We start from the raw sequence: 11379 nt of genomic DNA, 5'->3' as shown, positions 1-11379 counted from the left end.
GCATGGACAACATGATCAACCACGGCACGGGCTGGATCCGCATGGAGTTCATCGTCCCGTCGCGCGGCCTGATCGGCTTCCGCACCGAGTTCCTCTCGATCACGCGCGGCACGGGCATCGCCAACGCAATCTCGCACGGCTACGACGACTGGGCCGGTCAGATCGTGGCGCGCCAGAACGGCTCGATCGTCGCCGACCGTGCCGGCGTCGTGACCCCGTTCGCCATCATCGGTCTGCAGGAGCGTATGTCGTTCTTCGTGCGCCCGACCGAAGAGGTCTACGAGGGCATGGTCGTGGGCGAGAACTCGCGCGCCGACGACATGGATGTGAACATCACCAAGGAGAAGAAGCTCACCAACATGCGCTCCGCCACGGCCGACTCCTTCGAGTCGATGACGCCGCCGCGCATCCTGTCGCTCGAGGAGTCGCTCGAGTTCGCCCGCGAGGACGAGTGCGTCGAGGTCACGCCCGAGGCGGTGCGCATCCGCAAGGTCGTGCTCGACGCGACCGAGCGCGGTCGCGAGACCGCTCGTCGCAAGCGCCAGGACGCCAACGCCTGATCCGAGTGATCGCGAACGGCCGGATGGTCCTCCATCCGGCCGTTCCGCGTCTCACCGGCGGTCGATCAGCGTCTCGGCGATCCGTCGTGCCGCGTGAGCGCTGCGGCGCGGCTCGCGCAGCCGCATGGCGAGCTCCCCGGTGACGACGAGCAGGATGTCGTCGGCGAGCCGGGCCGCCTCCTCGCCCACGAGCGGGCGGGCGAGCTCGGTGAGCCGATCGCGGAAGCCGTCTGTGTCTGACTGCACGGCGGCGGCGACCTCGGCGGGGGGATCGGCGTACTCGGCCGCGGTGCCGAGGAAGGCGCACCACCGCGCGCTGTCCGCGCGCCCTCGGAAATCGTCGAGCGCGTCGAACACGGCAAGCAGCCGGCCGGCGGGGGAGTCCGCGCGCTCCACGGCGCGATCCCAGGCCTCGAGCCACGCGCGCTGCCTGCGCTCGAGCGCCGCGGCCAGCAGCGCCTCCTTGCTGGCGTAGCCGCGGTACAGCGTGGCCGCCGATACGCCGGCACGCTCGGTGATCGCGTCGACCGGCGTGGCGCCGATCCCGCGTGAGAACAGCAGCTCGTCGGCGGCATCGAGCAGCCTCTGCTCCGTCCGCGCTCGGATCCCCATGCCGGTACCCTAAGCCGGATGAAACTGAAACGCACGTTGTCGTTCGTGGGTGCGTCCGAGATCGGGCTCATCGCCGCGGGGATGACCCTCATCGCCGCGACCTACGGCCTGGTCCGCCTCGCCTACGGCCTGCTGCTGCCCGACGTCCAGCGCGAGCTCGGCTTCGACGCGGCGGCGGCCGGAGCGGTGTCCGCCGGGGCCTCCTCCCTCTACTGCGTGGGGGCGGCGGCAGGCTTCGCGCTGAGCGGTCGGCACGCGCGAGTGCTCGTCGCGGCGGCGGGCGGGACCGCGGGCACCGGGGCGGCGGGGATGGCACTCGCCACCGCCTTCCCCTCCTTCGCCGCGTGGGCCGTCCTGGCGTCCACGGGTGCAGGCCTGGCATCCCCCGCCATGGTCGAGATCCTCCAGCGGAACCTGCGGCCGCGCCTGCGCGAGCCCGGCCAGAGCATCGCGAACGCGGGCACCGGGCCCGGCCTGGTCCTGGCGGGGCTGCTCGCGCTGACTCTCCTGCCCGACTGGAGGCGTGCCTGGCTGGCGTCTGCCGCCGTGACGGTCATCGCCGCGGGCTGCGTCCTCGCGCTCGACGGGCGCCGCCCCGCCGACGTGGACACGCGCGGCGCCCTCCCGTCGCGGTGGGTGCGCGCCCACGCGCGAGTGATCGTCGCGGCGTTCCTGATGGGGGCGGCATCCGCGGCGGTGTGGATCTACGGGCGGGGTGTCCTCGTCGCGGCCGGGGCGCCGGCCGCGCTCTCGGTGATCGCCTGGATCGTGCTGGGCGTCGGCGGCGCCGCCGTGATCGCGACCGTGCGTCCGATGGCCCGTCTCTCGGCCAGGTCGTCGTGGGCCGTGACGACGAGCGGCGTCGCCGTCGCCACGGCGCTGCTCGGCGGGGCCCCGTCGGCGCTGCCGCTCGCGATCGGTGCGTGCCTGCTGTTCGGATGGTCGTACACGGCCGGCAGCGGCGCGCTCATCGCGTGGACGACCGAGATCGATGCGCGTCGCGCGGCTCCGGGCACCGCGATGCTGTTCATCGTGCTGGTGCTGGGACAGGCCGTCGGCGCTGCCGTGCTCGGCGTGCTCGCGGCCGAAGCGGGCTACGCGATCGCGTTCCTCGTCGCCTCGGCGGCCGGCGCGGGGGCGGTGCTGCCTGCGCTCGGTCCTCGCGCGCGACGCCCCTAGGCTTGCCCGTATGCCGACTCCCGAGTTCGTCCTTGCCCTGCGGGAGAAGATCGGCACGGATCTGCTGTGGCTGACGGGTGTGACCGCCGTGGTGCTGCGTGACGAAGAGGTGCTGATCGTGCGGCGGGCGGACAACGCACGGCTCACCCCGGTGACGGGCATCGTCGATCCCGGCGAAGAGCCCGCGGCGGCGGCCGAGCGGGAGGTGCTCGAGGAGGCCGGGGTCGTGGCCGAGGCGGAGGCGCTCGTGTGGGTTCACACGCTGCCGCCCATGCAGTACGACAACGGCGATCGCGCCCAGTACCTCGACATCGTGTTCCGCTGCCGCTACGTGTCGGGCGAGCCGCACCCCGCCGACGGCGAGAACACCGAGGCACTGTGGCGCCGCCTCGACGACCTCGGTGATCTGAGCGAGGGAATGCGTGAGCGCATCCTGCAGGCGGCCGCGGGACGCGACGTGGCCCGCTTCGAGCGCTGACCGCCGTCGCCGGCCGACGGTAGCCTCGATCGGGTGAGCTCCCCGCGTCCGACAAGAACCGCCGAGGATCGCAGCGCGTGGCGTCAGGGCATCGCGGTGTCGATCGCGACCGGCGCGTACGGTGTCTCCTTCGGAGCGCTCGCCGTCGCCGCCGGACTCGACGTGTGGCAGACGTGCGTGCTGAGCCTGCTGATGTTCACGGGCGGATCGCAGTTCGCCTTCATCGGTGTGATCGCGTCGGGCGGGCTCGCGGCGGCCCCCTCCGCGATCGCGTCCGCCGCTCTTCTCGGCGCCCGCAACGTCGCCTACGCGGTGCGGATGAATCCGGTCGTGGGGCTGTCGTGGTGGCACCGGATCGCGGCCGCGCAGTTCACGATCGACGAGTCCACCGCAGTCGCGCTCGCACACACGGAGCCCCGTGCGCGCCGGATCGGCTTCTGGGTGACGGGCCTCGGCATCTACGTGGGCTGGAACATCGCGACGCTCGCCGGCGCGCTTCTCGGCGACGTCCTCGGGGATGTGCGTACCTACGGACTCGACGCGGCCGCCGCGGCGGCGTTCCTCGCGCTGCTGTGGCCGCGGCTGCGCTCGCGGCAGGCCATCGCGGTGGGCATCGCGGCCGCCGTCGTCGCCGCCAGCCTCACGCCCTGGCTCATGCCGGGCATACCCGTCCTCATCGCGGCGTTCGTGGCGATCCTCGTCGGCTGGTTCAACTGGCTCGGCGCGCGAGGGGAGCGGGCGCGATGACGATGTGGACGGCGATCCTGCTGGCCGCCGTGATCTGCGCGGCGCTGAAGGTGACCGGGTACCTCGTGCCCGCCGACTGGCTCGAGCGCGAGCGACCGGCGCGGATCACCGACCTGCTCACGGTCGCTCTGCTGGGAGCGCTCGTGGCGGTGCAGACCGTCGGGTCCGGCATGGCGGTCGTGATCGATGCGCGCGTGCCCGCCCTCGTGGTGGCCGGCGTCCTCCTGTGGCTGCGTGCGTCATTCCTCGTCGTGGTCGTCGCCGCGGCCGCGGCCGCCGCGCTGCTGCGGTTGCTCGGCTGGGCAGCGTGACGAGCCGCCCGGCGGCGCCGGTTGCGCGGGATACCCTTGACGGATGCGCGCGTCCTGGCCCCAGCGGATCCTGCTCGCCGTGCTCGCCGCGGTCGCGGGCGGGGTCTTCGGCATCGCGGGCACGATCGCGCACTCGTTCACGCTCGGCGTGCTGCCGGTCGGCCTGATGCTGGCGCTCATCGGCTGCGCGGCGCTGCTGATCGGGCTGCGGCTGCTGTTCCCGCACCGCTGGATCGCGTGGATCGGCGGCCTCGGGATGCTCGCGGCCGTGCTCGTGTACTCGGGGCAGGGACCCGGCGGATCCGTCGTCGTGCCGCAGCCGGCCGAGGGGGAGTTCCCCCTCGGAATCGTGTGGACCTACGCGGTCACGGGCGTGGTGCTGCTCGTCGGGGCGTGGCCGGATCTCTCCCGACTGCGGATGTCGCCGCGCCCGGACGCGGGCGAACCCGGCGCGTCCGGAGACCACCCCGCGAGGGCGCGTAGAATCGATCCGTGACTTACGTGATCGCCCTCCCGTGTGTGGACGTCAAGGACCGCGCGTGCATCGACGAGTGTCCGGTCGACTGCATCTACGAGGGTGAGCGCAGCCTCTACATTCACCCGGACGAGTGCGTGGACTGCGGCGCCTGCGAGCCGGTGTGCCCCGTCGAGGCGATCTACTACGAGGACGACCTGCCCGACGAGTGGCAGGACTACTACAAGGCGAATGTCGAGTTCTTCGACGAGATCGGATCGCCGGGCGGCGCGGCCAAGGTCGGCGTGATCCCGAAGGACCACCCGATCATCGCGGCCCTGCCCCCGCAGGGCGACGCTCACTGAGCGCGGCGTCGTGAGCGTCAAGGACCTCGCGGACTACCCCTGGGACGCCGTGGCGCCCTACGCCGAGCGAGCCCGCGCCCATGCCGACGGCATCTGCGACCTGTCGATCGGCTCGCCCGTCGATCCGACTCCGGATGTCGTGCGCCGCGCGCTCGCGGAGGCGACCGATGCTCACGCGTACCCGCAGACGGTCGGCACGCCGCAGCTGCGGGAGGCGATCGCGGCGTGGTTCGCGCGGCGACGCGGCGTGACAGGACTGGAGCCGCGCAACGTCCTGCCCACGATCGGCTCGAAGGAGCTCGTGGCGCTGCTGCCGACCCTGCTCGGACTGGGCGAGGGCGACCTCGTCGTGCACCCGCGCGCCGCGTACCCGACGTACGAGGTCGGCGCCCGCGTCGCCGGCGCGACGCCTCTCGCGTCGGATGAGCCCGACGAGTGGCCCGAGGGCACGAAGCTCATCTGGATCAACTCTCCCGGCAACCCCGACGGCCGGGTGTGGAACGTCGACGAGCTGCGCCGGGCGGTCGCGCGTGCCCGCGAGCTCGGCGCAGTGATCGCGGGCGACGAGTGCTACGCCGAGCTGGGCTGGGATGCCCCATGGGACGCCGAACCGGTGCCGAGCATCCTGGACCCTCGCGTGATCGGAGACAGCCGCGCCAACGTGCTGAGCGTGTACTCCCTGAGCAAGCAGTCCAATCTCGCCGGCTACCGCGCGGCCTTCCTCGCCGGATGTGCGCGCATCGTCGGCGACCTGCTCGCGGCACGCAAGCACCTCGGCCTGATGCCGCCCGGTCCTGTGCAGCACGCCATGGCGGTCGCCCTCGGCGATGATGCGCATGTCGCCGAGCAGAAGGAGCGCTATCGCGCGCGGCGGGACGTCCTGCGCCCCGCGCTCGAGGCCGCGGGCTTCACGATCGATCGCAGCGAGGCGGGACTGTACCTGTGGGCGACGGAGGGCCGGGACGCCTGGGAATCGATGGGGCGCCTCGCCGATCTGGGCATCCTCGCGGGGCCCGGCGTGTTCTACGGCCCGTACTTCCCGCAGCACGTGCGACTGTCGCTCACCGCGAGCGACGAGCGGATCACGGCCGCCGCCGCGCGCCTGCGCACCGCCGGCCGTTGAGGACGAGGCACACCCGCGGTGTGCCAGGCGCCTGAATCTGTCGGATCCGTCAACGGATCGACCCCGAGTTGGGTGGGTGTCACAGGTGACCGGCGCGCCGGATAGGCTGTACGAGGTGGTCCCGGCATACCGGGGCGCCGCCCAGCGGTGCGCCGGTGTGATCTACTCCAGCGCGCCGGCTCCCTGGAAGCGACACAATTCGCGACGAGTAATCGCAAGGAGGCGCCGTGAGCGACGCGGGACAGCTGCCCGAGAAGGCCACACTGACCGTCGGTGAGAAGACCGCGGAACTGCCGGTCCTGCCGGCCACGAGCGGGGCGCCCAGCATCGACGTCTCGACCCTCACGCGGCAGACGGGCTACACGACGCTCGACTACGGTTTCGTGAACACCGCGGCGACCGCGTCGGACATCACCTTCATCGACGGCGACAAGGGCATCCTGCGGTACCGCGGATACCCCATCGACCAGCTCGCGACGCACTCCAGCTACCTCGAGGTGGCCTGGCTGCTCATCTACGGCGAGCTGCCCACGGCCGACGAGCTGGCCGAGTTCGACGACAAGATCCGGCACCACACGCTGCTGCACGAGGATCTCAAGGACCGCTTCTTCACGGCGCTGCCGCACACGGCGCACCCCATGGCCGTGCTCTCGTCCGGCGTCTCCGCGCTCTCGACGTACTACGAGAACGAGTCCGACCCGAACAACCCCGAGCACGTCGAGCTCAACATGATCCGCCTGCTCGCGAAGCTGCCCGTCATCGCGGCCTACGCGCACAAGAAGAGCGTCGGTCAGGCCTTCCTGTACCCGGACAACTCGCTGAGCTTCGTCGACAACTTCCTGAAGCTGAACTTCGGCGTCCGCAGCGAGGACTACCAGGTCGACCCGGTGATGTCCCGCGCTCTCGAGCGCCTGCTGATCCTGCACGAGGACCACGAGCAGAACGCCTCGACCTCGACCGTGCGCCTTGTCGGCTCGACCGGCGCCGACCAGTTCGCCTCGATCTCGGCGGGCATCCACGCCCTGTCGGGCCCGCTGCACGGCGGCGCGAACGAGGCCGTCCTCACGATGCTCGGCCAGATCCAGGAGTCGGGTCAGGGCGTCAAGCGCTTCGTCGAGAAGGTCAAGAACAAGGATGAGGGCGTGAAGCTGATGGGCTTCGGGCACCGCGTCTACAAGAACTACGACCCGCGGGCGACGATCGTCAAGCAGTCTGCGGACGAGGTGCTCGAGCAGCTCGGCGTGCACGACCCGCTGCTCGACCTCGCCAAGGAGCTCGAGGAGATCGCGCTGGAGGACGACTACTTCCGGGAGCGTCGCCTCTACCCGAACGTCGACTTCTACACGGGCGTGATCTACAAGGCGATGGGCTTCCCGACGCGCATGTTCACCGTGCTGTTCGCGATCGGCCGGCTGCCGGGCTGGCTCGCGCACTGGCGGGAGCTGCACCAGGACGGCAAGACCAAGATCGGCCGCCCGCAGCAGCTGTACACGGGTTCGCCCGAGCGTCGCTACCCGACCGCCTGACCCACACGACGAGAACGGCCGCAACCCGAGGGTTGCGGCCGTTCTGGTTGCATCCGCCGCGATGCGCGCCGATCGCCCCGCGTGCGCGCCCGGCGTCAGTGCAGCGCGCTGTTCAGCGTGACGCCGACGCCCGAGCGACGGCGCGCCTCGATCGCGCCCGTCAGCGAGTTGCGGATGTACAGCAGGCCGCTCGAGCCGGACAGCTGAGCGCCCTTCGCGACACGCGGCGAGCCGTCCTCCGCGGGCGGCTCGTCCACGAGCAGCACCTTCGTGCCGGCCGTGATGTACAGGCCGGCCTCCACGACGCAGTCGTCGCCGATCGAGATGCCGACGCCCGCGTTCGCACCGAGCAGCGACCGCTCGCCGAACGAGACGCGGTGCTTGCCGCCGCCCGAGAGGGTGCCCATGATCGACGACCCGCCGCCGATGTCCGATCCGTCGCCGATCACGACGCCCTGCGAGATGCGGCCCTCGATCATGGACACGCCCAGCGTGCCGGCGTTGAAGTTGACGAAGCCCTCGTGCATCACGACCGTGCCGGGGGAGAGGTAGGCGCCGAGACGCACGCGCGAGGCGTCGGCGATGCGCACGCCTTCGGGGGCCACGTAGTCGGTCAGGCGCGGGAACTTGTCGAGCGAGGCGATCTGCACGCCGTCGCGCTGCAGGTACGGCCGCAGACGGATCGCGTCATCCGGGTGCATGGGACCGGCGTTGGTCCAGGCGACGGTCGGCAGGTGCGAGAAGATGCCGTCGAGGTTCAGCTCGTTGGGACGCACGATGCGGTGCGAGAGCGCATGCAGGCGCAGATAGGCGTCCGAGGTCGACGCGGGAGCGACGTCCAGATCGATCTCGAGCGTGACGACCTCCATCGACACATTGCGCCGGTCGTCGGGGGCCGCAAGGCCGTCGAGGCGCTCGACGTCGTCGGCCAGATCGCCCGCCCGGCCCGCGCGGGGTGAGGGGAACCAGGTGTCCAGCACCGTGCCGTCCGCCGCCACCGTGGCAAGTCCGACTCCCGAAACCCAGCGCTGTGCGTCTTCCATGGGATCGATTCTATTGAGAAGCGGCTCACGCGTCCGGGCGTCAGACCCTCGCTCCGCGGCGCCCACACGGGGCGGGCCGCGCGGGTTCGGACAATAGGCTGGTCGCATGGCCCTCGACCTCACCGCCTCCTCGCCCGACCTCACGCGCGCGATCTGCGACATCCCCAGCGTGTCGGACGAGGAGAAGGCGCTGGCGGACGAGATCGAAGCCGCGATCACGCCGCTTCCGCACCTCGACGTGCATCGGGACGGCGACACGATCGTGGCCCGCACGCACCTGGGTCGCGCGCAGCGCGTCGTGATCGCCGGCCACATCGACACCGTGCCGATCAACGACAACGTGCCGACGTGGGACGTCCTGATCGACGAAGAGCCCTTCATCTACGGCCGGGGCACGGTGGACATGAAGGCCGGCGTCGCCGTGCAGCTCAAGCTCGCGGCCGAGCTGACCGACCCCGCCGTCGACATCACCTGGATCTGGTACGACCACGAGGAGGTCGCGGCGGAGCTCAGCGGGCTCACGCGTCTCGCGGCGAACCGGCCCGAGCTGTTCGCGGGTGACTTCGCGATCCTCGGCGAGCCCACAGCGGGCGTCGTCGAGGGCGGCTGCAACGGCACGCTTCGTGCGGTCGTGCGCACGCACGGGGTGCGCTCGCACAGCGCCCGCGCGTGGATCGGCGAGAACGCGATCCACCGCGCGGCGCCCATCCTGGCGCGGCTGGCCGAGTACCGCCCGCAAACCATCCCGGTCGACGGACTCGATTACCGCGAGGGCCTCAATGCCGTCAGGATCACGGGCGGCGTGGCGGGCAACGTGATCCCCGACCTGTGCGAGGTCGAGGTGAACTTCCGGTTCGCGCCCAGCCGATCGGCGGACGACGCGGTGGCGCACGTGCACGAGGTGTTCGAGGGCTTCGAGGTCGAGGTTACGGATCTGTCGGGCGGCGCACGCCCGGGTCTCGATGTCCCGCTCGCGCAGGAGTTCGTGCGCGCGGTGGGCGGCACGCCCAAGCCGAAGTACGGCTGGACCGATGTCGCGCGATTCTCGGCGCTCGGCGTGCCCGCGGTGAACTACGGCCCCGGCGATCCGCTGCTCGCACACCATGACGAGGAGCGCGTCGCCGTCGCACAGATCGAGGAGGTCGAGCGGGGGCTCCGGGCGTGGCTCACGACGCGCTGAGAGCGGCCGGTCGCGTGGCCTCCGCATGGCGCGGCCTGCCGGCCGCGGCGCGGATCGCGGTGATCTATCTGCTCGCGCGGCTCGCGACGACGGCGATCATGCTGATCGTCGCCGCCGGATCCCCGCCTGACTCGCGCTTCGGCGCGGATCCGACACTCGTCGACTACGTGCTCGGCTGGGACGCCCAGTGGTACTGGCTCGTCGCTTTCGAGGGCTACCCGTCGGAGTTGCCGCTCGACGAGCATGGAGTCGTCCGCGAGAACGCGTGGGCGTTCATGCCCGTGTACGCCCTCCTTGCGAACGCCCTCGGGTTCGGCGTGTGGGGCGTCGGTGCGCTGATCGTGTCGCTCGTCGCCGGCTATATCGCATGCCTCGCGCTGCACGCTCTGCTCGCGCGTCGCCTCGAGCCGGATGCCGCGTCCTGGGCCGTGGTGCTGTTCGCGAGCGCGCCGCTCGCCGCGCTGTTCCAGGTCGGCTACGCCGAGGCGCTGTTCCTGGCGTTCCTGATGCTCGCGCTGCTGGCGCTGAGCGCGCGTCGCTGGGCCTGGCTCTACCTGCTGATTCCGCTCATGGGGTACACGCGTCCCGGCGTCCTGGCGTTCGCGCTGCTGCTCGGCCTGTATGGGATCCACCGCTGGCTGGGCCGGCGGGACGATCCGCTTCCCACCGCGCACATCCTGCACATCCTCGCGCTCGGGGCACTCGCGGTCGCGGTCGGGTTCTCGTGGCAGATCTTCGCGGCGATCGCGACGGGCATGCCCGGCGCGTATCTCGAGACCGAGCTCGCGTGGCGGCGCGGATGGATCCCGGGCATCGAGGCGTTCGTGCCGCTGGAGGGGTGGGTCCGCGCGGCACCCCTGTGGTTCTCGCTGTGGGGACTGCCCGAGTGGCTCGGCCACGTCGCGCTCGTGGTGCTCGTGGCCGGCGCCGCCATCATGCTGTTCACGCCGGCGGTGCGCAGGCTCGGCCCCGAGATCCGGCTGTGGACGGCGAGCTACGTGCTGTACCTGCTGGCGGTGTTCTTCCCGCAGTCGAGCACCTTCCGGCTGCTGCTGCCGCTGTCGCCGCTGTGGGGAGCCGCGCCGCGCTCGCGCATCGGCCGGTGGATCACTCTGGCGCTGTGCCTGGCGGGTCAGTGGATCTGGATCGCGGCCATGTACGGCAGTGGGAATACCTACTGGCAGGTGCCGTGACGGGGCACCGGGGACCTTCCGGTCTGCCGGGATATCGTCCGCCCGATGGCCGCGAAAGTGGGCCACCGAGTCGCCGACCGGTAAACTCGGTGGCGGAGACCTCGACGAAAGGAAGCCACGATGGCAGCCATGAAGCCCAGAACCGGTGACGGACCGATGGAGGCCGTGAAGGAGGGGCGCCTCATCATCGTGCGCGTTCCGCTCGAGGGCGGCGGCCGTCTGGTCGTCTCGGTCAACGACGACGAGGCCAAGGAGCTCTACGGCGTTCTCGGCGAGGTCGTCGGCGCCTGAGCCGCCACGGAAGACCTGAAGAGGTCCGGATCCCCACGGGGTCCGGACCTCTTTCGCTGTGCCTCACTCCGCGACGGTCGTGAGCTGCAGGAGTCCCTCTCCGATCGTGGACATCGCGGGGATCACGGCGGGGGACGCCTGCGTCTCCTGCAGCAGCGTGCGGTACGCGGTCGTGACGGCGTCGCGGGCGACGGGGTCCGCCACGCGCCCGTTCAGCACGCGCGGCACCAGCACGGTCCCTCCCGCACGGGCGAGCCGCAGGGCGTGCTCGACGTACTCGAGGGTGTTCTCGGGGTCTGCGTCGACCAGCACGATGT

At 71.3% G+C, this 11379-nt stretch carries 14 protein-coding genes and 1 pseudogene; 12 read left to right on the top strand and 3 right to left on the bottom strand.

Annotated elements, in window-relative coordinates:
• Positions 1-560: pseudogene (locus RIF89_RS06700) on the top strand (translational GTPase TypA); the annotation flags it as partial.
• Positions 561-611: 51 nt separating this feature from the next.
• On the opposite strand, the gene RIF89_RS06695 reads toward RIF89_RS06700, so the two are convergent.
• Positions 612-1172: a helix-turn-helix domain-containing protein gene (locus RIF89_RS06695; protein WP_309068357.1), complete on the bottom strand. Its 561-nt coding sequence runs from the start codon at positions 1170-1172 to the stop codon at positions 612-614.
• Between the two features lie 18 nt (positions 1173-1190).
• Between RIF89_RS06695 and RIF89_RS06690 the strand changes: the two genes are divergently transcribed.
• The 8 genes from RIF89_RS06690 to RIF89_RS06655 all read left to right on the top strand — a co-directional run bounded on the left by RIF89_RS06690 (position 1191) and on the right by RIF89_RS06655 (position 7355).
• Positions 1191-2351 carry an MFS transporter gene (locus RIF89_RS06690; RefSeq protein WP_309068356.1) on the top strand — a complete coding sequence of 387 codons (1161 nt, stop codon included), beginning with the start codon at positions 1191-1193 and terminating at the stop codon, positions 2349-2351.
• A gap of 10 nt (positions 2352-2361) precedes the next feature.
• The gene (locus RIF89_RS06685; RefSeq protein ID WP_309068355.1) at positions 2362-2829 is read left to right on the top strand and encodes an NUDIX domain-containing protein; all 468 of its coding nucleotides are present in this window, start codon (positions 2362-2364) and stop codon (positions 2827-2829) included.
• Between the two features lie 33 nt (positions 2830-2862).
• The gene (locus RIF89_RS06680; protein ID WP_309068354.1) at positions 2863-3576 is read left to right on the top strand and encodes an AzlC family ABC transporter permease; all 714 of its coding nucleotides are present in this window, start codon (positions 2863-2865) and stop codon (positions 3574-3576) included.
• Positions 3573-3887 carry an AzlD domain-containing protein gene (locus RIF89_RS06675; RefSeq protein ID WP_309068353.1) on the top strand — a complete coding sequence of 105 codons (315 nt, stop codon included), beginning with the start codon at positions 3573-3575 and terminating at the stop codon, positions 3885-3887. The genes RIF89_RS06680 and RIF89_RS06675 overlap by 4 nt, the downstream gene beginning before the upstream one ends.
• Before the next feature lie 43 nt (positions 3888-3930).
• Complete coding sequence (locus RIF89_RS06670; RefSeq protein ID WP_309068352.1) at positions 3931-4383, top strand: histidinol dehydrogenase; 453 nt, start codon at positions 3931-3933, stop codon at positions 4381-4383.
• Positions 4380-4706: a ferredoxin gene (fdxA, locus tag RIF89_RS06665; protein ID WP_203138088.1), complete on the top strand. Its 327-nt coding sequence runs from the start codon at positions 4380-4382 to the stop codon at positions 4704-4706. Before RIF89_RS06670 ends, fdxA begins: the two co-directional genes overlap by 4 nt.
• 10 nt (positions 4707-4716) lie before the next feature.
• The gene (gene dapC / locus RIF89_RS06660) at positions 4717-5829 is read left to right on the top strand and encodes a succinyldiaminopimelate transaminase (RefSeq protein ID WP_309068351.1); all 1113 of its coding nucleotides are present in this window, start codon (positions 4717-4719) and stop codon (positions 5827-5829) included.
• Positions 5830-6056: 227 nt separating this feature from the next.
• Complete coding sequence (locus tag RIF89_RS06655; protein WP_309068350.1) at positions 6057-7355, top strand: citrate synthase; 1299 nt, start codon at positions 6057-6059, stop codon at positions 7353-7355.
• A gap of 95 nt (positions 7356-7450) precedes the next feature.
• Here the strand turns inward: RIF89_RS06655 and dapD are convergent, their stop codons facing one another.
• The gene (gene dapD, locus RIF89_RS06650) at positions 7451-8398 is read right to left on the bottom strand and encodes a 2,3,4,5-tetrahydropyridine-2,6-dicarboxylate N-succinyltransferase (RefSeq protein WP_309068349.1); all 948 of its coding nucleotides are present in this window, start codon (positions 8396-8398) and stop codon (positions 7451-7453) included.
• A 106-nt stretch (positions 8399-8504) separates the two neighbouring features.
• Here dapD and dapE point away from each other — a divergent pair, with 106 nt between their 5' ends.
• The 3 genes from dapE to RIF89_RS06635 all read left to right on the top strand — a co-directional run bounded on the left by dapE (position 8505) and on the right by RIF89_RS06635 (position 11062).
• A complete protein-coding gene (gene dapE, locus RIF89_RS06645) occupies positions 8505-9578 on the top strand; it encodes a succinyl-diaminopimelate desuccinylase (RefSeq protein ID WP_309068348.1) in 1074 nt (357 codons plus the stop codon).
• Positions 9560-10771, top strand: coding sequence for a hypothetical protein (locus tag RIF89_RS06640; protein ID WP_309068347.1), 1212 nt, complete (start codon positions 9560-9562; stop codon positions 10769-10771). The genes dapE and RIF89_RS06640 overlap by 19 nt, the downstream gene beginning before the upstream one ends.
• Positions 10772-10891: 120 nt before the next feature.
• Positions 10892-11062, top strand: coding sequence for a DUF3117 domain-containing protein (locus RIF89_RS06635; protein ID WP_203138100.1), 171 nt, complete (start codon positions 10892-10894; stop codon positions 11060-11062).
• A gap of 63 nt (positions 11063-11125) precedes the next feature.
• On the opposite strand, the gene RIF89_RS06630 is transcribed toward RIF89_RS06635, so the two are convergent.
• A partial coding sequence (locus RIF89_RS06630; protein WP_375294443.1) for an O-methyltransferase occupies positions 11126-11379 on the bottom strand: 254 nt, incomplete at its 5' end.

Source organism: Microbacterium sp., assembly GCF_031178525.1.
In the GTDB taxonomy this organism is placed as follows: Bacteria; Actinomycetota; Actinomycetes; order Actinomycetales; family Microbacteriaceae; genus Microbacterium.
Note: the sequence above shows the minus strand (reverse complement) of the source record. Positions and strands in the feature narration are given on the sequence as shown.